We start from the raw sequence: 21,183 nt of genomic DNA, 5'->3' as shown, positions 1-21,183 counted from the left end.
CAGCCGGACGGCGGCGGCAGGTGCGTCGGCCATAGCAGCCTCCGCCTTCTACCCGCTGGAATACAAGTATATGACTTGTTAAAGGGGCGGTGTTGATCAAATTTAATACTTGTATTTGCTGGGTTATGAGGAATATTCTTGAGTATGCTCATCCGTTATGCCGTCATCGCCGACATCGTGGGCTCGCGTGCTCTGCCCGACCGCGTTCAGGCCCAGCGGACCTTCACCGACGTCCTCGTCCGCGCCGGTGAAGGGCTCAACCTGCCTCGGAGCCCGTACGCGACTGTCGGCGATGAGTTCCAGGCGGTCGCGGACAGCCTCGGCGCGGCCCTCACCCTCACCCTGCGCACCCAGCTGCTCCTCCCCGGGGTCCTGTCGCTGCGCTTCGGCGTGGGCGCGGGCGAGGCCCGGGACGTGGGCGCTAACGACGGCGCCCCCGTTCAGGACGGCCCCGCCTGGTGGCTGGCGCGGGAGGCCATCGACTGCGCGCACGCCGCCCAGGACGCGGGGCTCGGCTTCGTGCGCACCCGGGTGCGCCTGGGCGCTGGGGCCCCCGAGGACCCGGCAGGGCCCGCGGCCTGCGAGAACGTCCGGGAGCACGAGCGGGTCACCAATGCGATGCTCACGCTCAGGGACCAGGCCGTTCAGCGCATGCGCGAGCGGCCGCGCCGACTGATGGGGCGCCTTCTCATGGGGGCCACGCAGGTGGAGGCGGCCGGTGCCGAGGGCGTCACCCAGTCGGCCGTCTCGGCGCTGGTGCGGGGCACGGGCGCGGGGCTGCTCGAGGCGCAGGCCCTGCTCGCCGCGGTGACGGACGACAGGCGCGGAAGGAGGGTCCTACGGTGACTGCTGCTCTGGTTCTTCTGCTCGGCGTCACGGCTGCTCTCTTCCCCGCGGGCGGCCGTCCCGCCGCCTGGCGCGGCGCCGGCGGTCGGCTGGGGGTCGCGCAGGTCGTCGTCCTGGTCCTCGGGGCGCTGCTCGGCGCTCCCGTCCTCGGCCTGCCGTGGTGGCAGGCCGCCGCCGCGGCGGGGCTGGCCGGCCTGTGGACCGCCGCGACCCGGCTGGCCCCCGCTCCTCGCGCGACTCTCTGGCGCTGGGGCGCGGCAATCGCGGTGATCGCCCTGTGCGCGGTGCTTCAGGGTGAGCCGCAGGCCGCGGCGGGCCGCGCCGCCCGGCTGTGCCAGGGCGCAGGCTGCCTCCTCCTGCTGACGACGCCGGCCAACCGCGCCGTCACCGACCTGCTGGCCATCGCCCGCGGGCGGGTGCGGCCCGACGGCGAGACGCGGCCCGGCCGGGACGGCGAGACGCGGCCCGACTGGGCGCCCCTGCGCGGCGGGCGGTGGATCGGGCCGCTGGAGCGGCTCCTCCTGCTCCTGCTCGCCTCCATGGGCGTACACGCCGCCGTTGCCGCAGTCATCGCCGCTAAGGGCGTCATCCGCTTCCCTGAGATCAGCAGGGACGAGCGCGGCGACAAGGCCGAGGAGTTCCTCATCGGGTCCCTCGCCTCGTGGGCCCTCGCCGTGCTGGCCGCCATGCTCCTGACCCGCCCCTGAGCACGCTGAGATGATCGAAGTCTGGGGTCTGTGGCCTCTTCCCTCGTGGAGATCGGTTCGAGGCGGGCCGGCGCCGACGTCGGGCGGGGCCTCGACATCGACTGCGAGGGTATGTTCACGTTCCGACGCGCCCCGCCCGGAACCAGCCATCTGAGGCTCCCGGCGGCTCTCGGCGTCGCCGGTCCTCTCCCCGGAGCCTCTCAGCCCCGTCCGAGGTCCGCCGTCGCCGGATCCACCTTCGGGGCCCGCGTGGCCAGCTTGTGGCCCCACCACAGGGCGAAGAACACCGGCACGCCCACGTAGGACATGAGGATGCCGCCCAGCGGCTCCCCGGAGGTCGCCGGCTCGTAGGCCTGACCCACGATGATCGCCGCACAGGCGACCAGGGCGACGACGGCGCCAGCGGGGAAGAGGCTCGCCCGGTACGGCAGCTCATCCAGGCTCCTCCCCTGGGCGCGCATGGCCATGCGGAACTTCCAGTGGCACCAGGAGATCCCCGCCCAGGTGATGAAGCCCGCCAGGGCCGAGACCGTCAGCAGCAGCTCGTATGCCCGCCCGTCGCCCACCAGGGACGTCAGGAAGCCGGCCAGGCCCACGAGGGTGGTGGCCAGCAGGGCGTTGAGCGGCACCTGGTGGCGGCTCAGCCGGGTGAGGAAGCGCGGGGCGTGGCCGCGCTCGGCCAGGGCGAAGAGCATGCGGGTCGAGGAGTACAGGCCCGAGGTCCCCGCCGAGAGCACCGAGGTGAGGATGACGGCGTTCATGAGGCTGGCCGCCCCCAGCACGCCGGCGCGTTCGAAGATCAGCGTGAAGGGGCTGATCGAGACGTTCTCCTCCGAGGTGTTGAGCAGGTTCGGGTCGGTGTAGGGGATGAGGAAGCCGATGACGGCGATCGCCCCGATGTAGAACAGCAGGATGCGCCAGAAGATCGTGCGGATCGCCCGGGGGATCGTGACCTCCGGGTGCTCGGCCTCGCCGGCGGCGGTGCCGATGAGCTCGGTGCCCTGGAAGGAGTAGCCGGCCACCAGGAGCACCAGCAGGACCCCCTTGCCGCCGCCCACGAAGGGCGCCTCGCCCCCCGTCCAGTTGCTGGTGCCCGGAGACGTCCCCAGGATCCCGACGATCATGATCACGCCCAGCACGAGGAAGACGATCACCGTCATGACCTTGATGGCTGCGAACCAGAACTCGCTCTCGCCGTAGGCGCGCGTGGACAGCGCGTTGATGCCGAACAGGATGAGCAGGAACAGGCCCGACCACACGATCGAGGGCACCTCCGGCAGCCAGTACTTCATCACCAGCGCCGCCGCCACCAGCTCGGCTGCCACCGTGATCGCCCAGTTGAACCAGTAGTTCCAGCCGATGGCGAATCCGAAGGACGGCGAGACGAAGCGGGTCCCGTACTCGCCGAAGGAGCCGGCCACCGGCAGGTAGGCCGCCATCTCGCCCAGCGACTGCATAATGAGCCACACCATGACACCGATGGCCGCGTAGGCCACCAGCGCGCCGCCGGGGCCGGCCGTGGAGATCGTGGCGCCCGAGGCCACGAACAGGCCGGTGCCGATCGCCCCGCCGATGGAGATCATCGTCAGGTGGCGGCTGCGCAACGAGCGGCGCAGGCCCTCGTCGGAGGCGGGGCTCGGGGGCGCGGGACGGTCCTTCTGAGCAGTTGATGTGGTCATGATGCGTTCCGGGATCGGGGGCAAGGGCTGGTCGCATGGATGCGACTCGCGCACGCGGCGGCCTCACCCTAGCCGTGATCGGCGGCGGGGCGGTACGGCGGTCCGAGCGCCGAGCAGAGAAATGCCGTAGTATGTACATATGTTCGATAATGTGGGGCGCGCAGCCGCGGGCCGCACCTACCGCTACGCCGAGCTCCATGCCCACTCCGCCTACTCCTTCCTCGACGGCGCCAACGAGCCGGAGGACCTCATCGGCGCCGCCGCCGAGCTGGGCCTGGAGGCACTCGCCCTGACCGACCACGACGGCCTGCCCGGCATCGTCAAGCACGCCGAGGCCGGGCGCGCCCACGGCCTGCCCACCGTCCACGGCGCCGAGCTCACCCTGGACGACGGCGCCCGCCTGCCCGTCCTGGCCCGCGACCCGCGCGGCTACCGCCGCCTGAGTGCCGCCATCTCCCGCCACAACCTCGACGCCGGCCGCCGCGCAGAGCCCGCCCACCGGCTCCCCGAGCTCGCCGCCGCCCTGCGCGGCACCGGCGCTGGCTGCTCCTGCCTGGTCCTGACCGGCACGGTCAACGGGCCCCTGCGCCGCTCCCTGGGCGACCCGCGCCGCCCGGCCGCCTGGGACCGCCGCGCCGCCGACGCCGCCCTGGGCGGGCTCGTGGACGCCCTCGGCCCCGACTCCCTCGCCGTCGAGCTCGTCCTCGACGGCGGTCCCACCGACGCCGCCGTCACCGACGCCCTCGGCGCCCTGGCCGCCGCCCACCGGCTCCCGCTGCTGGCCACCGGTGCGGTCCGCTGCGCGCGCCCCGCCGACTCCCGCCTGGCCGACGTGCTGACCGCCACCCGGCTGCGCACCGACCTGGAGGGCGCCCGCGGGCACCTGCCCGCGCTCGGGCGCTGGCTGCGCGGGCCGACGGACATGGCCCGCCTCCACCGGCGCGCGCCCCGCGCCGTCGACGCCGCGGCCGAGATCGCCCAGGACCTCGCCTTCGACCTGTCGCTGGTCGCCCCCGACCTGCCCGCCGTCGATGTGCCGCCCGGACACACCTCCGCCACCTGGCTGCGCGAGCTCACCCGCCGCGGGGCGCTGGAGCGCTACGGCCCGCCCGAGGAGGACCCCGAGGCCTGGAGGGCTCTCGCCCACGAGCTCGACGTCATCGAGTCCCTGGGATTTCCCGGCTACTTCCTCATCGTGCGCTCCATCGTCGACTTCTGCCAGGCCTCGGGGATCCTGTGCCAGGGGCGGGGGAGCGCCGCCAACTCCGCCGTCTGCTACGCGCTGGGCATCACCGCCGTCGACGCCGTGCGCCGCAGGATGCTCTTCGAGCGCTTCCTGTCGCCCGGACGGGCCGGCTACCCCGACATCGACCTCGACATCGAGGCCTGCCGCCGCGAGGAGGTCATCCAGCACGTCTACGCCCGCTACGGGCGCGAGCGCGCCGCCCAGGTCGCCAACGTCATCTCCTACCGGCCCCGCTCCGCCGTGCGCGACGCCGCCCGGGCCCTCGGCCATCCCCCCGGCCTGCAGGACGCCTGGGCCGCCCAGATGGACCGGTGGGGGAGTGTGCGCACCGACGGTGCCGGCTCCGTGTCGGCCGACCGCTGCCCGCACCCGCCGGCCGAGCCTCCGGAGCAGGTCCTCGGCATCGCCGAGCGCCTGCTGAGGCTCCCGCGCCATCTCGGCATCCACCCCGGCGGCATGGTCCTGGCGGACCGCCCCGTCACCGAGGTCTGCCCGGTGCGGTGGGCCGCCACGGAGGGGCGCACGGTCCTGCAGTGGGACAAGGACGACTGCGCGAGCGCGGGCCTGGTCAAGTTCGACCTGCTGGGCCTGGGCGTGCTCACGGCGCTGCGCCTGGCCTTCACCGGTCTGGCCGAGCGCGGCGAGCGAGTGCCCGGGCCGGGCGCCGGAGAGGCCGGCGCCCTGCGCCGCGCCCAGGCCGGCAGGGCCTGGGGGCTGCACACCCTCCCTGAGGAGGACCCCGCGGTCTACCGGCTGCTGAGCGCCGCGGACACGGTCGGCGTCTTCCAGGTCGAGTCCCGCGCCCAGATGGCCACCCTGCCGCGCCTGCGCCCGCAGACCTTCTACGACATCGTCGTCGAGGTCGCCCTGGTGCGCCCCGGCCCCATCCAGGGAGACGCCGTCACCCCCTACATCCGCCGCAGGCTCGGCCGGGAGGAGGTCGACTACCTCCACGACTCCCTCAGGCCGGCCCTGGCCAAGACCCTCGGGGTCCCCCTCTTCCAGGAGCAGCTCATGCAGATCGCCGTCGACGCCGCCGGCTTCAGCCCCGCCGAGGCCGACGCCCTGCGCCAGGCCATGGGCTCCAAGCGCTCGGCGGAGCGCATGGAGGCCCTGCACCTGCGCCTGGTGGAGGGGATGACCGCCCGGGGGATCGACGCCGGCACCGCCGAGACCGTCTTCGACAAGCTGCGGGCCTTCGCCGGCTTCGGCTTCCCCGAGTCCCACGCCCTCTCCTTCGCCCACCTGGTCTACGCCTCGGCCTGGCTCAAGGCCCGGCGTCCCGAGGACTTCTACGCGGGGCTGCTGGCGTCCCAGCCCATGGGCTTCTGGTCCCCCCAGACCCTGGTCGCCGACGCCCGGCGCCACGGCGTGCGTGTCCTGCCCGCCGACGTCAACGCCTCGCGAGAGGAGGCCCGCGTGCGCACGCGCGGGCAGGAGGCCGGGAAGAGGCCTTGCGAGGAAGGGGACGGGGGCGCCGGCTGGGGGCCGCTGCGCCCGTCGCCGAGCGCCCTGAGCCCCCTGGAGACCCACCCCGACCTCGCGGTCCGCCTCGGCCTGGCCCGGCTCAAGGGGCTGGGAGGGCGGGGCGCCTCCGCCATCGTCTCCGAGCGCCTCGCCCACGGCCCCTATGCTGACGTCGCCGACCTCGCCAGGCGCGTGCGCCTGAGCCGCCGCCGCCTGGAGACCCTCGCCGCCGCCGGGGCCCTGGCCTCCCTGGGGGTCGGAAGGCGGCAGGCCCTGTGGGCCGCCGGGGCGCTCTCCGAGGAGCACGGCCGACCAGGGCCCCGCCGCCCGGCCGGCCAGGCAGGCGGCCGGTGGTACCAGCCGCCACTGCCCGGGACCGCCGTCGGCGCGCGCGCCCCGCGCCTGCCCCCCATGACCGACCGCGAGCGGCAGGCGGCCGACCTGCGGCTGACGGGCACGTCCACCCGCGGCTTCCCGACCGTCTTCGTGCGCCCGGACCTGGCGCGTTCCGGGGTCCTGCCCATCGCCGAGGCCGCCCGTCGCGGCGCCGGTGAGCGCGTGCGCGTCGCCGGAGTCGTCACCCACCGCCAGCGGCCCGGCACGGCATCCGGCACCGTCTTCCTCAACCTTGAGGACGAGACCGGTCTGCTCAACGTCGTGTGCTCGGTGGGCCTGTGGAGGCGCTACCGCCGCGTCGGCCGGCGTGCGAGCGCACTGGTCGTGCGCGGCCGGGTCGAGTCGTCCGACGGCGCCACCTCCCTGATCTCCGAGCGCCTCGAGGCCCTGGAGGGCGTTGAGGCGCTCGGCAGCCGCGACTGGTGCTGACCGCCTCGAGCCGCTCAGTCGCCCTTCCCGTTGGAGTAGGAGGGCAGGTCGCCCACCACCGGGGCGTCCTTGACGTGCAGCTCGGAGTAGACCGACCACAGCACGCTGACCAGCGGGACGGCGACGATCGCGCCCAGCAGCCCCGCGGAGTAGGTGCCCACGGCCACGGCGATAATGACGACGACCGGGTGCATGGAGACCTGGCGCCCCATAATGAGCGGCTGCAGGATGTGCCCCTCGATCTGGCCGATCCCCGCCACACCCAGCCCCACCACGATCATGGTGATGAAGCCCTTGGAGGCCAGTGCCACCACCATGGCGATGCCCATGGCGATCGGCGCGCCGATCATGGGGATGAAGGCGCCGATGAACACCAGCACGGCCAGCGGCGCGGCGAGCGGGACGCCCACGACCTGGAGGAAGACGCCCGCCATCATGGCGTCGGTCAGCGCCACAATGACCGTGCCGCGCGCGTAGCCGGCGAAGGTGTACCAGCCCGCGCCGGCCGCCCGGTGCACCGACTCGCGCATGGTGGCCGGCAGCTCGTTGAGGAACCAGCGCCACATGCGCCCGCCCGAGGCGAGGAAGAAGATCGTGGAGAAAAGAGCCAGTGCCAGTACCGCGAAGACGTCGGCGACGGTGCCCGCGTTCGACAGCACCTCGGTGGCCAGGGTCGGGGCGTTGGACTGCACGTAGGCCTGGCCCTGCTCGACCAGGAGCTGGACCTGCCCCATGACCTCGGCCTCGGTCAGGTGCATGGGCAGGGGCCCGTGCTCCACGAAGTCCAGGATCGTGTCCACGCCGTTGGAGAACTGCGTGCCCAGGGTGGCCCACTGGCTGGTGACCGAGGTGACCACGTAGAAGACGAGCCCGGCCACGACGCCCACCGTGGTCAGCAGCGCCAGGAAGGTCGCGGGGTAGCGCGGCATGATCCGGGCGAACAGGTTGACCAGGGGCTGGAGGAGCGAGGTGAAGACCAGGGCTATGAACAGCCCGATGAACACCGGGACGATCTGGGAGGTGATGTAGAAGACCAGGGCGATGACGATGAGGATCCCCAGCAGCAGCCAGGCGCCGACGCCTCCGTGCACCATCCAGGAGGGCAGTGCCTCGAAGACCGTGGCGCGCGTGGTCACGGTGGAGGGGACCACGGGGACCACCGTCGTCGAGGCCGGTGCGTCGCCGGCCTCCGTCGCGCCCGCGGTCTCGGTACGCGTCGTGGTGCTGTCCTCGTAGCGCAGCTGCTCGGCTCGCGCGGTCCGCCTGGCCTCTTCGGCCCGGTCGATGGCGCGCGACAGGGCGTCGCGCCCGTCGTGCAGTCGGGCCCCGAGCCCCCGCCAGTGGGGCTGGTGGGGGCTCGCCGCCCCGTCGGCCGTCCTCGTCGGCGTCTCCTCGTGCGCGCTCGCGGGCCGCTCGCGGGCCTCGGCGGAGGCGGCCTGCGGGCGGTCCTCCCGCTCCTGCTCCTCCTGCGCCATGCCTCAGACCTCCGCTCCCAGCAGCGAGGCCAGCTCGGGGACGTCGGCGGCCAGCCACTGCGCCCCCGCCAGCTCGTCCGCATCGCCGTAGCCCCACAGCGCGCCGATGCACTCCACGCCCGCCTGCCGGGCGCCCTCGACGTCGTAGCTGCGGTCGCCGACGTGCACTACTCGGCTCGTGTCCGCTCCGGCCGCGGACAGCAGCACCAGCGCACGGGCGATGACCACGGCCTTCTCCCCGCCCCGGTCGTCGTCGGCGGCTCCCGTCACGGCGTCGAAGCACGGGCCCAGGCCGGTGTGCTCGATGATCAGCCGGGCCAGGGACTCCCGCTTGGATGTCGCCAGGGCCAGCGGCACCCCGCTCTCGTGCAGGGAGCGCACGAGAGCGGGCACCCCCTTATAGACCGGGGCCCGGTACATGAGCTCACGGTAGTGCGATCTGTAGGCCGCCACGGCGCGGGCATTGGCCCGGCCGGTGAGCCCCGCGTAGCGCGCGAAGGTCTCCGCCAGCGGCGGCCCGACGAAGCTCATGAGCCTCGCCCGGTCGGGAACCGCGATGCCCAGGTCGTCGAAGGCCGCGCAGAAGGACGCCAGGATGACGGGGGCCGAGTCCGTGACGGTGCCGTCCAGGTCCAGCAGGACGGCCGAGAACTCGCCCGCTGAGCCTCGTGCGGGACGGAATGATGATCTCGTACTCAAGGATGCTCGCTCTCGGCCGGAAAACTCGGACAGGACCCGGCCAGCCTACTAGCGTGGCCCCATGAGCGCCGACGCCACCCGCCCCCGTCTTCCGCACACCGCAGCCCTGAGCGCCGGCCGGGGGGGCCAGCCCCGCCTGCTGATCGACGCGCCCGCCGGCAGCGCCGAGATCTACCTCTTCGGGGCGCACCTGACGGCCTGGACGCCACGCGGCGGCAGGCCGGTCCTGTTCCTGTCCCGACAGGCCCGATTCGACGGCGAGACCGCCATCCGCGGCGGGGTCCCCCTGTGCCTGCCGTGGTTCAGCGTGGGGCCTCAGGGCACATCCCGGCCCAAGCACGGCTGGGCGCGGATCATGAGATGGGAGCTGCGCTCGGTCGAGCCCACGCCCGAGGGCGGGGTGCGCGCCCTGCTGACCCTGGAGCACGACGCCGTCTCGGCGCTCTACGAGGTGACGGTGGGGGAGACGCTGACCATGGGCCTGTCGCTGCGCAACACGGGGGCCGAGCCGCGCCTGGTCGAGGCCGCCCTGCACGCCTACCTGGCGGTGCACGACGTCACGGCCAGCGTCCTGACCGGCCTGGAGGGCGCCGAGTACACCGAGGACGGCCTCTCCGGGCAGGTGCAGGCCGGGCCGCTCAGGCTCACCGGACCCATCGACCGCATCTACCGCTCCGAGGCGCCGGTGCGCGTGAGCGACCCGGGCAACGGCCGCGCGATCGTGGTGCGGGGGACGGGGTCGCCGACGACCATCGTGTGGAACCCCTGGTCCCGGGGCGCCTCGCAGATCGACGATCTCGCCGACGACGAGTTCGCCTCCTTCGTGTGCGTCGAGACCGCCGCGGCGCGCCAGGACGCGCCCGTGATCGACCCCGGGGCGTCATGGTCGATGAGCTCCGTCATCGCCACCGAGCCCGCCGCACCCCTGTGACCGAGCGCACCGGGGCGGAGTTGCCCCGCCTTGCGGGAGGCGTGCTAAGTTTCTCTCCGTCGCTGCGGGAGGTGCGCCTCCCGACGGCGGAGACGCGGTGACGACAGCGTCCGAGTGGCGGAATAGGTAGACGCGCTAGCTTGAGGTGCTAGTGCCTTATTAAACGGGCGTGGGGGTTCAAGTCCCCCCTCGGACACCAGGAGCGCGGGCCCCGGTCGAAGGACCGGGGCCCGCGACGTGCCCGGTGCGCCGGAGCCCGCGAGAGCCCGACACCGCCTTTTATTGTCCCTTCGGTCGTTTGGTCTCGTATGCTCGTGCCCACCGCCAGCACCGCCTCTGCTCACGACTCGTCACGACTCGTCACGACTCGCAAGGACACACCTCTGTGACCAGCCCGGACACCGGCCCCGCCGCCCCTCCCACGAGACACCCGGCTCCCGTCATCAAGGCCCGCATCGCCGTCTACCTCACCTTCCTGGCCAACGGCCTGGGCTTCTCCAACCTGGTGCCCCGCTACCCCGAGGTGCTCGCCCACCTGGGCATCACCAAGGCCGCCTTCGGCCAGGCCGTCATGTTCTCCTCGGTCGGCGCGCTCGCAGCCGGGCTGGCGGCCTCCTGGTGCATTACCCGCTTCACCTCGGCGCGGGTGGCCTCGGCGGGGATGATCGTGCTCGGGCTCGGGCTGCTCGGCGCCGGAGCGGCCGGCTCCTGGCTCGTCTTCGCGCTGTGCATGGCCTGGGTCGGCGGCACCGACGCCGTTATCGACGTGGCCCAGAACGCGCACGCCCTGCGCGTGGAGCGCCGCTGGGGGTCCAGCATCATCACCAGCTTCCACGCCGCCTGGAGCCTGGGCGCGGTGCTCGGGGCCGTCGCGGGGCAGGCCATGGCCGGCGCGGGCGTTCCCATCGGGCTGCACATGGCGGGCGTTCTCGTGGTGCTGACCGTGGTCTCCGCGGCGGCGGCGCCGTGGACGATCAAGGGGCCCGACTCCGACGACCGGCCCGAGACGGCGCCCGAGGGCGGCCCGGCCGGCTCCCAGGGCCCCGCCGGCGCGCGCCCGGGGCGGCCGGGGGGCCGAGCCCGCCTGCTGACAGTCGGCGCCGTCGTCGTGCTGGGCCTCATGTGCGCCGCCGCCATGTTCCCCGAGGACGTCACCGCCAGCTGGTCCTCGCTCCTGCTCGCCGAGCAGGGCGCCGCTCCCGGCACGGTGGGCATGGGGCTGGTCTGCCTGCAGACGACCATGATCGCGGGGCGGCTGGTGGGCGACGCCGTCATCGACCGCTTCGGGGCGCGCGCGGTGATCGCCGGGGGCGGCGCGCTCGTGGCCGCGGGCATGGGGACGGCCCTCGCGGCCGGCTCGGTGCCCGGCACCCTGGCCGGCATGGTGGTCGCCGGAGCCGGCTGCGCCGTCGCCGTGCCCGTGGCCTACGCCGCCGCCGACGACGTGCCCGGCATGAGGCCGGGAGCCGGCCTGACGATCGTGTCCTGGCTCGCCCGGGTCATCATGCTCGTCTCGCCGCCGGTCGTCGGCTGGTTCGCCGACGCCCACGGAACCTGGGTGGCCCTGGTCTACGGCCTGCTGGGCGGCGCGATCCTCACGGCGAGCTGGCCGGTGCTGCGCACGGGCGCACGCGCGGGCCGGTGAGCGCTCAGGGCACTCCGGCGGCGGCCCGCCGCGCGGCGTCCCGGCGACGCACCCGGGCCGCGCACCACCACGCGCCCACCGCTCCCGTCAGCGCGAAGGCCGCCAGCGGGACCGCCGTGGCCGCCGGCCCGATCCCCGGCCCGCCGGCGACCCGCGACTCGCCGTTCAGGACGACGGCGACCAGGACCTGGCAGGCCAGCACAGCCCCCGCGAGGCCGCCGTGCAGAAGAGCCAGGGCGTTCCACCGGTCCTCCCGGCGGCGGGCCCGGCACCACGAGGGCAGGGCGGCCACGTCGACGCGGTCCAGGTCGATCCTGACGGGCTCGCGGTCCCCGGGCGCCGTGCGCGGACGGCTCAGGACCACCGGGTCGGAGCGCCTGAGGCGCACGCAGACGAATGCGCCCAGGATCCCGTAGGCGAGCAGCGGCGCGGGCGCGGGGGAGAACAGCCCCATGGACACCGGGATGACGAGGGCGAGCCCGGCGAGGGCGAGCCCGGCGACCAGGACGACGGCGAGGCCCGCCGTACCCCGCCTGGCGCGGCGCGCGGCCCGCGCCACCTCGACACGGTCCGGCCAGGCCGGGCCCGGCAGCCCGCTGCGGGTCAGGCCGCGCACGACCCGCTCCCCGCCTGGGTGGGTGACGAGGTCGCGCCGCCACCCCATCTCGATGTCGAGCGGCCGGGAGGACCCCGGCTCCTGGCCGGCGAGCCGCGCGAGCCTCCCGCGCAGGAGCTGCCACTGGTCCTCGGCCAGCCACGGGGGCGTGCGCACCAGCCAGGCGCGCCGCCCCATGACGGCCGCCAGCGCGGCCAGGCCCGCTACGACCAGCAGCATCGCGGTGATCGCGGTCGATGCGAGCGCGTCGCCCGCCCCGGGGGAGCCCGGCGGGTCCCGCCACTCCTGCCATGCCCTGACGGTGAACGCGCACGCGATGATGACGAAGCCGGCCAGCATGACCGCTTGCAGGAGGCGGACGAAGAATCCCAGCGGGGGCAGGGCGGCGGTCCGCGAGGCGCCTCGGGGCGGCCGGAAGGCCGCCAGCGCCTCGTGGACGGCCCGGGTCACGGCGCCTGCGGACCCGACCGCGGTCAGCGGGACGGTCAGGCGCTCGCGAACGAGCGGCAGACTGCTCGGGGCGCCGGTCAGCCCGGACTCGTAGCGCCGAATGGCGCGTGTGCGCTTGAGCCCGCCCGCGCGCCCGTCGAGGTCCTGCCTCTCGACCCCGGCCCGGGCGACGCGGGCGGGGACGCGCTGCTCGACGCACACCACCCCCGAGCGCCGACGCACCCGGACGCCGGGGTGCAGCCACCTCGGCATGGGGGGCTGCGCGGGCCGCCCTCCTGCGGCACCGGGGCTCCGGAATCCAGCGGCAGAGGACTCGGGGTGCTCAGGACGGGGCATGAATCGGGTCCTCTCTGTCAGGTCTGTCAGGCGAGCGGATCAGTCGGCGCCCCGCCATAGTAGGAGGCGCGGCAGGCCGGTTGCACAGCGGTTCGCTGCGCCGCGCCCGGCCGGCGTCCGGACGGGGCGGCTATGATCGCCCGGCGTGAGGCCCTTCGAGATCCGCGTCCCCGCCGTCGAGCGAGGCGGCGCCCGCCTGCCCGCGCTCCTGCTGTCCGCGCCCACCGGGGCCGACATCGACAGGATCGCCGAGATCTGCCGGGACGCCGACATCCAGGAGTGGACCACCGTCCCGCGCGGCTACACCCGCGCCGACGCCGAGAGCTTCGTGACCGGGACGGTCGCCTCCGGCTGGGAGAGCGGGAAGGACCTCAGCTGGGCCGTGCGCGAGGACCGGGGGGAGGGCGCCCCCGTCCTCGTGGGCATGATGGGCCTGGCCGGCGGGGCGGGCGGCGTCTGGGAGATCGGCTACTGGCTGGACCCTGCGGCCCGCGGGCGGGGCACCGTCTCCCGGGCCGCCCGCGCCCTCATCGGGGCGGCCTTCGAGGCGGACGGGCCGCTGCGCGCCCGCGCCCTGCGGTGGCGCTGCGACATCCACGACGGCGTCCCCAACTGGGCGTCCTGGCGCGTGGCCTGGGGGCTGGGCTTCCGCCGGGAGGGGCGGGTGCGCTCCCTCCTGGCCAACGACGGCGCCCTCCACGACGGCTGGATCGCCACTCTCCTGCCCGACGACCCGCGCGAGCCGCGCGCCCCCTGGGACGGGCCCGTCGTCGAGGGGCGGGCGGCCGGCTCTTCCCACAGCCATGGTGCCGTTACCCCGCTCGTGCCCGCCGACGGCGTCGGCGAGCGGGAGGGCGACGACCCCGAGGCCCTCGTGCGCCGCTTCCACCGCCTCTACGGCCTGCCGATCCGCACCGACGGGCCGTCCCTGGAGCGCGAGAGCCTCCACATGCGCATGAGCCTGATCGCCGAGGAGTTCGCCGAGCTGACCGGGGCCGTCTACGGGTCGGCCGCCCGCGCCGAGGCGGAGGCCGCCTACGCCCGGGCCGTGGCCGCCGACGACGGTCGGCGCAGCACCGTCGAGGCCGCCGACGCCTTGGCGGACCTCGTCTACGTCGTCTACGGCATGGCCCTGGAGACGGGCATCGACCTGGCCGCCGTGCTGGCCGAGGTGCAGCGCTCCAACATGTCCAAGCTGGGCCCGGACGGGCGGCCCGTCTACCGCGAGGACGGCAAGGTCCTCAAGGGCCCCGGCTACGTCCCCCCGGACGTGGCCGGGGCGCTGGGGATCGGCCGCGGGCCGCGCCCCGGGGGCGGCTAACAGTCCCGCCTCCGCTGACCGTTCCGTCGGCCGGGGGCGCCCGCATCATCGCCGCCGCGCTGACGAGGGGTCGTGACGCGCCTTATACCCGCAACTGTACTTGACGTACAGTAAAATTGCGGGCATGATGAGCGACCTCGGCACCACCGTGCGTCCACCGCATGCGGCGTCCGCGCCCCGTGCCCGGGACTGGGCCGCCCTGGCGGTTCTCACCCTGGCGGTCGTCCTGCTCGCCATCGACTCCACGGTCCTGTCCCTGGCCGTCCCCTCGCTGAGCGCCGATCTTGCGCCCAGCGCCAGCGAGCTGCTGTGGATCGGCGACGTCTACTCCTTCACCCTGGCGGGGCTGCTGGTGACCATGGGCAATGTCGCCGACCGCATCGGGCGGCGCCGCCTCCTGCTCATCGGCAGCGCGGGCTTCGGCGTCTCCAGCGTCCTGGCGGCCTGCGCGCCCAGCGCCGCCGCCCTCATCGCCGTCCGCGCGCTCCTGGGCATCGGCGGGGCGGCCATCATGCCCTCGACCCTCTCCCTGGTGCGCAATATCTTCCCCGACGCCCGTCACCGCACCACGGCCATCGCCATATGGTCCGCGGGCACCGCCGGCGGCACTGCCCTGGGGCCCCTGGTGGGCGGGGCGTTGCTGGAGCACTTCTGGTGGGGCAGCGTCTTCCTCATCAACGTCCCCGTCATGGTGCTCGTGGTCGCCACCGGGGCGTGGCTGCTGCCCGAGTCCCGCAACGAGCACGGCGGGCCCGTCGATCTGCTGTCGGCCGCCCTGTCCGTGGGCTCCATCGTCCCGATCGTCTACGCCGTCAAGTCTTTCGCCCACGACGGGCTCACCATTACGGGGCTGGTGAGCCTGGTCGTCGGGCTCGCCCTCGGCTGGGTCTTCATGCGCCGCCAGCGCTTCCTGACCACCCCGCTCATCGACGTCGGGCTCTTCACCCGCCCCGCCTTCACCTGGGCGGTCCTGATCTCCGTCATAGCGATCTTCTCCCTGTCCGGGCTGGTCTACTTCTTCAGCCAGTACCTCCAGCTCGTGCGCGAGTACTCCGCCCTCCAGGCGGGCCTGGCGGAGCTGCCCGGCTCCATCGCCGCGATCGCCGTCATCACCGTCGTCGGGCGGCTCGTGACCGGCTTCGGCCAGGGGAGGGCCGGTGCCGGCGGCCTGACGGTCACTGCCGCGGGGCTCCTGGCCCTGGCCACCGCCGAGTCCGTCTCCGGGTACCTCGCCCTGGCCGGGGCGCTGGTACTGATCGGCGCGGGCATCGGCGTCGCCGCCTCCGTGGCCACCGGCGCCGTGCTGGGATCGGTGCCCGCGGACCGCGCGGGGGCGGCCTCCGCCATCTCCGAGACCGGCCTGGAGCTCGGGGCCGCCCTGGGCATCGCCGTGCTCGGCACTGTCCAGGACGTCGGCTACCGCCTGCTCCTGGAGCCGCTCGCCGGCGACGCCGGCTCCGCCCTGCCCGAGTCCGTCGTCGGGGCCTCGCGCCAGTCCCTGGCCACCCTGGCCGGCGCCATTGACCGCGCCGACGCCGCCCAGGCGGAGTTCTTCCTTCAGGCTCAGCACGCCTTCACTCACGCCATGCAGGCAACGGCGGTCGTCGCCGCGGCGATCCTCCTGTTCGCGGCCGTCATGGCCTGGCGGCACGTGCCCGCCGGGGAGGCGGCCGAGCGGGCGGCGGAGCGCTGAGCGCCGTGCGGCAGTCCAACCGCGCCCGCATCATCGCCGCCGCGCTGACGATCATCGGGCGCAAGGGCGTCGACGGGCTCACCTTCGACGCCCTCGCCGAGCAGGTCGGGCTCACCCGGAGCGGGATCGTCTACCACTTCCGCACGCGCGAGGCCCTCATCGCGGGCATCGCCGCCGACCTGCTGGCGCGCTGGAAGGCAGAGGCGCTGGAGGCCCTGGGCAAGCCCTTTGAGACGGCCACGCGCGCCGAGCGCGTCACCGCCCTGGCGGTCTCCGTCCTCGAGGGCGCCCTCCTGCCGGGCGAGCTCGCCTTCCTCATCTCGGGCCGCCCCGAGGCCGCCGGCCTGAACCGCGCCTGGGGCTCGTTCCAGCGCCAGTGGATCGGCGACCCCCTCACCCTCACCCCCGCTCAGCGCGTCGGCCTGCTCGCCGTCGACGGCTGGTGGACCGAGCTTGCCTCCGGGACGGACTGCACCGGGGCGATGGACGCCGCGACGCGCGCGCTCATCGTCTCCCTCGTCTCCGACGAGCGCGGGACGTGAGAGAGCCGCTGATCCGGTCGGCGGCGGCCCGCTGCGGGCGGGAGGCCCGCGGGTTCATGGCACGATGGGCTCATGACTGAGCCCCCTGGCACCGCGACGGACGCGCTGCCCGCCACCAGCACCTTCGCCCGCCCCTGGGCGCTCGACCTCGGCCTGCCGGACTTCGCCGCCGTGCGTCACGAGGACATCGAGCCGGCCATGCGCGCGGGCATGGCCGCCCAGCGCGCCGAGTGGGAGGCCGTGGCAGCCGACGAGGCCGAGCCCGCGATCGCCAACACCATCGAGCCCCTCGAGCGCTCCGGGGAGCTGCTCGACCGAGTCAGCACCGTGCTGGTGACGCTCACCTCGGCCACGCACTGCCCCGACCTCGATGCGCTGGAGGAGGCCCTCGCCCCCGAGCTGTCGGCGCACAACGACGCCTACGACCTCGACCCCCGCCTGTACCGGCGCTTCAGGGCCCTCGACGACATCGTCCGCGCCGCGCACCGGGCCGGCGCCGAGCCGGTCGACGCCGACGGCGCGCCCATCGACCAGGAGACCGCGCGCCTCATCCGCCTGACCGTCGAGGCCTTCGAGCGCGACGGCGTCGCCCTGGCCGGCGCCGACGCCGACCGGCTGCGCGAGATCAACTCCCGGCTGACGACCCTGACGACCCGCTTCGCAACCCTGGCGGCCAACGCCATGCACGCCGCGGGCGTCGCCGGCTTCACCGCCACCCCCGAGCTGGCGACCACCGAGCCGCACGCCGCGCGCGTCGCGCTGCTGGCCAGGGCCATGGGCCGCGGGCTGGGCGGCGAGTACGACACCCGCGCCCTGGTCGTCGAGATCGCCCGCCTGCGCGCCGAGCGTGCCGCCCTGCTCGGCTACCCCCACCACGCCGCCATCGTCGCCGCCGAGTCCGCGGCCGGCACCACCGAGGCGGTGACCGGGATGCTGCACCGGCTGACTCCCGTCGCCATGGCGAACGCCCGCCGCGACGCCGAGACCTACGCGGCCCGCATGGCCGCCGACCCGGCGACCCGCCCCGGCGAGACCTTCGGGCCGGCCGACTGGCCCCGCTACGAGGAGGCCGAGCGCAAGGAGCGCTTCGGAGTGGACGACGCCACCCTCGCCCCCTACCTGGAGCTGTGGAGCGTTGTCGAGCGGGGCGTCTTCTACGCCGCCGCCCGCCTGTACGGCCTCACCTTCTGCGAGCGACCCGACCTCGCCGCCCGCATGTACGACCCGGACGTGCGCGTGTGGGAGGTGCACGACGGCGCTGGCCCCGACGCCCCGCTGCTGGGCCTGTTCGTGGGCGACTACTACGCCCGGGAGGGCAAGCAGGGCGGCGCCTGGATGGACAGCCTGGTCGACCAGTCCCGCCTGACGGGCCGGCGGCCCGTCGTCATCAACTGCGCCAACATCGACAAGCCCGACCGCGGGCCGACGCTGCTGACCTGGGAGGAGGTCATCACCTGCTTCCACGAGTTCGGCCACGCCCTGCACGGCCTGCTGTCCGACACCCGGTGGCCCAGCGCCTCGGGCACCTCCGTGCCCCGCGACGTCGTCGAGTTCCCCAGCCAGGTCAACGAGAAGTGGGCGCTCCACCCCGAGGTCCTGGCCTCCTACGCTCGTCATGCGGACACCGGCGAGGCGCTGCCCGCCGAGCTCGTCGAGCAGCTGCGGGGCCAGGGGCCCTTCGGCGAGGGCTACGCCACCACCGAGTACCTCGGAGCGGCCCTGCTCGACCAGGCCTGGCACACGCTGGGCCCCGGGCAGGGTCCCGTCGAGGCCGAGCAGGTCGCGGCCTTCGAGCACGCCGCCCTGGCCGAGCAGGGCATTGACGACGCCCTCGTCCCCCCGCGCTACCGCAGCACCTACTTCAGCCACATCTTCGCCGGCGGCTACGCTGCGGGCTACTACTCCTACATCTGGAGCGAGGTCATGGACGCCGACACCACCGAGTGGCTCCGCACGGACGGCGAGGGGGCGCTCGACGGCGACCTGGGACTGAACCGCCGGGCCGGGGAGCGGCTGCGCCGCGAGTTCCTCTCCCGCGGGGACTCGCGCGACCCGCTGGTGTCCTACCGGGCGTACCGCGGTCGCGACCCGCGCATCGAGCCGCTCCTGAAGCGCCGCGGCCTGGCCCGGGACCAGCCCGCGGGCGGTTTCGACGCATCGGCCCAGCAGGCCGACACTCCCACCTGTTAACACTGCGAACCGGAAGGACGAATATGACGCGCGTCACCATTGTCGGGGGCGGGTACGGCGGCATTGCCATCGCCAAGGCCCTCGACGACGTCGCCGAGGTCACCCTCGTCGAGCAGAAGGACACCTTCGTCAACCACGCCGCCGCGCTGCGCGCCGCCGTCGACCGGAGGTGGGCCGAGAGGATCTTCCTGCCCTACGACCGTCTCCTGGCCCGCGGGCGGGTCGCCCACGGCACCGTCCTGGCGGTCAGGGGCACCACCGTGTCGGTGGCGGGCGCGGGGGACATCGAGGCCGACCACCTGGTCCTGGCCACCGGCACCGCCTACCCCTTCCCCGCCAAGCACCTGGAGTCCTCCTCGGTCATCGCCAAGGCCCGCATCGAGCGCGCCCACACCAACCTGGAGCAGGCCGGGCGGGTCCTCGTCGCCGGCGCCGGGGAGGTCGGCATCGAGCTGACCGGGGAGATCACCTCCGCCTTCCCCGCGATGGAGGTCGTCCTCCTCGAGGCCGGGCCCGACATCCTGCACTCCCGCGACTACAAGCCGGAGCTGCGCGAGGCGATCCGCCTCCAGCTCAAGCAGCGCGACGTCGAGATCATCGCCGGGGACCGGCTCGTCGCCCTGCCGCCGGTCGATCCGGGGGTGCTCTCCCCGTTCCGCGTGACGACCAGGGCCGGTCGGCGCCTGGAGGCTGACATGTGGTTCCGCGCCTACGGCTCGGCGGCCGCCACCGGCTTCCTCGGCGAGGACTACGACGAGATCCGCCACTACGACGGCACCATCCGCGTCGACAGCCACCTGCGCGTCGTAGACCACCCAGGCGTGTGGGCCATCGGCGACATCACCGACGTGCGCGAGACCAAGCGCGCCGACGCCGCCCGGGCCCACGCGGGGGTCGTCGCCGCCAACATCCGCTCGCTCATCGCCGGCGGGGCCGCCGAGGCCGTCTACACCCCCAAGCCGGAGCACGTGGTCCTGCCGCTGGGCCCCGACGGCGGCGCCTCCCAGGTGCTGCGCGACGGCGTGCGCGTCGTCGTCGGCCCGGAGGAGACCGCCCGTATGAAGGGCGAGGACCTCTTCCTCGGCTACATCGCCAAGGCCCTCGGGGTGAAGGGCTGGGAAGGGCCGATCGGTGCGCGTTCGGTTGGCGAGCCGGTAGCATGAGTTCATGACGAACGACCCGCGGTCCGCGCTCAACCGACTCATCGCCGCTTTCGAGGCGCATCTGGATGCGGCCGTCACCGGCGACGAGGAGTCGCCGGCCGTAGTCGCCGCCGAAAACGCCCTCCAGGACGTCTTCTTCACCTACGACGACGCGCTGTTCACCGCCTACGGCATCGAGCTCCCCTTCGACATCGTCGACTCCGAGGGAGACGAGGACGACTACGACGAGGATGACGACGAGTACGACGACTACGACGAGGACTGAGCCCCGCCGTCGCACGGGCAGGACGCGGTGATGGCCGACGGGGCGGCGCGCCGCCCGACGCTGAAGGACATCGCCGGCGTCACGGGGCTGTCGATGAGCACCGTGTCGCGGGCGCTCAACGGCAGTCCCCGCATCGGCAGGCGGACCCGCGAGCGGATTGAGCGCGAGGCCGCCCGGCTCGGCTACCAGGCCGATCTCGCCGGGTCGCTCCTGCGGGCCGCCCGGCCCAGGAACATCGGGCTCATCTGCCGGCTCGACCAGGAGCTGCACTTCACCTACCACAACAAGATTCTTGCGGAGGCGGACGAGCGCGAGCTGCGCGTGATCGTTCAGAGCATCGGGGAGAGCCTGTCCGCGAGGCGGGCCGTCCGCGCCCTGAACCAGCTGCGCTGCCGCGCCGCCATCGTCGTGGACCCCGGCTCGATCGACGGCGTCGCCGGAGCCGACATCGGCATGCACCTGGTGTTCATCGGCCAGGAGGCCCCGGTCGCCGGGGCCGATCTCGTCACGAGCGACAACCGCCGTGGGATGCGCGAGATCGCGGAGCACCTGGCCGCTCTCGGGCACCGGCGCGTCATCTACCTCGACGGACCCGAGGGGCGGTCGGCGGCCGAGCGCCGGTCCGCCTTCCGCGAGGCGGTGGGCGGGGCCTCCCTGGAGTACGAGATCGTCGCGGCGGGCGCACGGGCCGACGACGGCTACGGGGCCGCCTCCAGGCTGCTCGATCCGGGGGGATCGGCCCACGACGGGTCCGTCTCCGCCATGATCTGCTACAACGACCAGTGCGCCCAGGGGGCGATGGTGGCGATCCTGCGCTCGGGCAGGACGCCCGGCCGGGACATCTCCCTGACCGGGTGCGACAACTCCCGTATCGCCTCCTCGCGCGCCTTCAACATGACCTCCATCGACAGAGGGCCCGCCGAGGTCGCCCGCATCGCCGTCGAGCTCGCCTCCCGGCGCCTGGACGACGCCTCCGGCGCGGAGCCCGAGCGCCGCTCGGTCGCCACCAGGATGGTCGTCAGAGGATCCACCGGAGCGGTCGGGGGCGGGCGCTGACGGCCGCGCGGGTGGGGGCCGGCGCGCCCCG

The 21,183-nt window shown here is 74.2% G+C and carries 16 protein-coding genes and 1 tRNA gene; 13 read left to right on the top strand and 4 right to left on the bottom strand.

Annotated elements, in window-relative coordinates; genetic code table 11:
• Positions 1-144 precede the first annotated feature (144 nt).
• Positions 145-846: a SatD family protein gene (locus O145_RS00245; protein WP_043558062.1), complete on the top strand. Its 702-nt coding sequence runs from the start codon at positions 145-147 to the stop codon at positions 844-846.
• The gene (locus O145_RS00240) at positions 843-1,553 is read left to right on the top strand and encodes a hypothetical protein (RefSeq protein ID WP_043558058.1); all 711 of its coding nucleotides are present in this window, start codon (positions 843-845) and stop codon (positions 1,551-1,553) included. The genes O145_RS00245 and O145_RS00240 overlap by 4 nt, the downstream gene beginning before the upstream one ends.
• A 200-nt stretch (positions 1,554-1,753) precedes the next feature.
• Here the strand turns inward: O145_RS00240 and O145_RS00235 are convergent, their stop codons facing one another.
• Positions 1,754-3,232 carry an amino acid permease gene (locus tag O145_RS00235; RefSeq protein WP_043558055.1) on the bottom strand — a complete coding sequence of 493 codons (1,479 nt, stop codon included), beginning with the start codon at positions 3,230-3,232 and terminating at the stop codon, positions 1,754-1,756.
• 139 nt (positions 3,233-3,371) lie between these two features.
• On the opposite strand from O145_RS00235, the gene O145_RS00230 reads away from it, so the two are divergent.
• Entirely contained in the window at positions 3,372-6,770 is a 3,399-nt protein-coding gene (locus O145_RS00230) for an error-prone DNA polymerase (RefSeq protein WP_043558052.1), read from the top strand.
• A 14-nt stretch (positions 6,771-6,784) separates the two neighbouring features.
• Here O145_RS00230 and O145_RS00225 read toward each other — a convergent pair whose 3' ends face one another.
• Positions 6,785-8,245, bottom strand: coding sequence for an AI-2E family transporter (locus tag O145_RS00225; protein ID WP_043558050.1), 1,461 nt, complete (start codon positions 8,243-8,245; stop codon positions 6,785-6,787).
• Between the two features lie 3 nt (positions 8,246-8,248).
• The gene (locus O145_RS00220; RefSeq protein WP_229118258.1) at positions 8,249-8,944 is read right to left on the bottom strand and encodes an HAD hydrolase-like protein; all 696 of its coding nucleotides are present in this window, start codon (positions 8,942-8,944) and stop codon (positions 8,249-8,251) included.
• A gap of 61 nt (positions 8,945-9,005) precedes the next feature.
• Between O145_RS00220 and O145_RS00215 the strand changes: the two genes are divergently transcribed.
• The 3 genes from O145_RS00215 (at position 9,006) to O145_RS00205 (ending at position 11,520) form a co-directional block, all read left to right on the top strand.
• The gene (locus O145_RS00215) at positions 9,006-9,875 is read left to right on the top strand and encodes a D-hexose-6-phosphate mutarotase (protein ID WP_043558048.1); all 870 of its coding nucleotides are present in this window, start codon (positions 9,006-9,008) and stop codon (positions 9,873-9,875) included.
• 108 nt (positions 9,876-9,983) lie between these two features.
• Positions 9,984-10,074: transfer RNA gene (locus O145_RS00210), tRNA-Leu, on the top strand.
• 186 nt (positions 10,075-10,260) lie between these two features.
• Positions 10,261-11,520 (top strand): MFS transporter, encoded by a 1,260-nt coding sequence (locus O145_RS00205; RefSeq protein WP_043558045.1) that lies wholly within the window; start codon positions 10,261-10,263, stop codon positions 11,518-11,520.
• 4 nt (positions 11,521-11,524) lie between these two features.
• On the opposite strand, the gene O145_RS00200 is transcribed toward O145_RS00205, so the two are convergent.
• Positions 11,525-12,922, bottom strand: coding sequence for a hypothetical protein (locus tag O145_RS00200; protein WP_156966553.1), 1,398 nt, complete (start codon positions 12,920-12,922; stop codon positions 11,525-11,527).
• Between the two features lie 145 nt (positions 12,923-13,067).
• Between O145_RS00200 and O145_RS00195 the strand changes: the two genes are divergently transcribed.
• The 7 genes from O145_RS00195 to O145_RS00165 all read left to right on the top strand — a co-directional run bounded on the left by O145_RS00195 (position 13,068) and on the right by O145_RS00165 (position 21,152).
• Positions 13,068-14,243 (top strand): bifunctional GNAT family N-acetyltransferase/nucleoside triphosphate pyrophosphohydrolase family protein, encoded by a 1,176-nt coding sequence (locus O145_RS00195; RefSeq protein WP_043558043.1) that lies wholly within the window; start codon positions 13,068-13,070, stop codon positions 14,241-14,243.
• A 124-nt stretch (positions 14,244-14,367) separates the two neighbouring features.
• On the top strand, positions 14,368-15,936 hold the full coding sequence (locus O145_RS00190) for an MFS transporter (RefSeq protein ID WP_043558040.1): 1,569 nt from the start codon (positions 14,368-14,370) through the stop codon (positions 15,934-15,936).
• A gap of 5 nt (positions 15,937-15,941) precedes the next feature.
• Positions 15,942-16,478 carry a TetR/AcrR family transcriptional regulator gene (locus O145_RS00185; RefSeq protein ID WP_043558038.1) on the top strand — a complete coding sequence of 179 codons (537 nt, stop codon included), beginning with the start codon at positions 15,942-15,944 and terminating at the stop codon, positions 16,476-16,478.
• A gap of 72 nt (positions 16,479-16,550) precedes the next feature.
• A complete protein-coding gene (locus O145_RS00180; protein WP_084682263.1) occupies positions 16,551-18,668 on the top strand; it encodes a M3 family metallopeptidase in 2,118 nt (705 codons plus the stop codon).
• A gap of 23 nt (positions 18,669-18,691) precedes the next feature.
• A complete protein-coding gene (locus O145_RS00175) occupies positions 18,692-19,831 on the top strand; it encodes an FAD-dependent oxidoreductase (protein WP_052374425.1) in 1,140 nt (379 codons plus the stop codon).
• 4 nt (positions 19,832-19,835) lie between these two features.
• The gene (locus O145_RS00170) at positions 19,836-20,096 is read left to right on the top strand and encodes a hypothetical protein (protein ID WP_043558036.1); all 261 of its coding nucleotides are present in this window, start codon (positions 19,836-19,838) and stop codon (positions 20,094-20,096) included.
• Positions 20,097-20,126: 30 nt separating this feature from the next.
• Positions 20,127-21,152, top strand: coding sequence for a LacI family DNA-binding transcriptional regulator (locus O145_RS00165; RefSeq protein WP_052374422.1), 1,026 nt, complete (start codon positions 20,127-20,129; stop codon positions 21,150-21,152).
• Positions 21,153-21,183 lie beyond the last annotated feature (31 nt).

Source organism: Actinomyces israelii DSM 43320 (assembly GCF_000711965.1).
Taxonomy (GTDB): Bacteria; Actinomycetota; Actinomycetes; order Actinomycetales; family Actinomycetaceae; genus Actinomyces; species Actinomyces israelii.
This window is presented reverse-complemented; position numbering and strand designations above follow the sequence as displayed.

What these genes read in the sequence shown, in the direction of transcription:
- O145_RS00230 (WP_043558052.1), top strand. Translation starts at nt 3,372, where the DNA reads ATGTTCGATAATGTGGGGCGCGCAGCCGCGGGCCGCACCTACCGCTAC.
- O145_RS00215 (WP_043558048.1), top strand. Translation starts at nt 9,006, where the DNA reads ATGAGCGCCGACGCCACCCGCCCCCGTCTTCCGCACACCGCAGCCCTG.
- O145_RS00175 (WP_052374425.1), top strand. Translation starts at nt 18,692, where the DNA reads ATGACGCGCGTCACCATTGTCGGGGGCGGGTACGGCGGCATTGCCATC.
- O145_RS00235 (WP_043558055.1), bottom strand. Translation starts at nt 3,232, where the DNA reads ATGACCACATCAACTGCTCAGAAGGACCGTCCCGCGCCCCCGAGCCCC.
- O145_RS00190 (WP_043558040.1), top strand. Translation starts at nt 14,368, where the DNA reads ATGATGAGCGACCTCGGCACCACCGTGCGTCCACCGCATGCGGCGTCC.
- O145_RS00225 (WP_043558050.1), bottom strand. Translation starts at nt 8,245, where the DNA reads ATGGCGCAGGAGGAGCAGGAGCGGGAGGACCGCCCGCAGGCCGCCTCC.
- O145_RS00170 (WP_043558036.1), top strand. Translation starts at nt 19,836, where the DNA reads ATGACGAACGACCCGCGGTCCGCGCTCAACCGACTCATCGCCGCTTTC.
- O145_RS00165 (WP_052374422.1), top strand. Translation starts at nt 20,127, where the DNA reads ATGGCCGACGGGGCGGCGCGCCGCCCGACGCTGAAGGACATCGCCGGC.
- O145_RS00245 (WP_043558062.1), top strand. Translation starts at nt 145, where the DNA reads ATGCTCATCCGTTATGCCGTCATCGCCGACATCGTGGGCTCGCGTGCT.
- O145_RS00200 (WP_156966553.1), bottom strand. Translation starts at nt 12,922, where the DNA reads ATGCCCCGTCCTGAGCACCCCGAGTCCTCTGCCGCTGGATTCCGGAGC.
- O145_RS00180 (WP_084682263.1), top strand. Translation starts at nt 16,551, where the DNA reads ATGACTGAGCCCCCTGGCACCGCGACGGACGCGCTGCCCGCCACCAGC.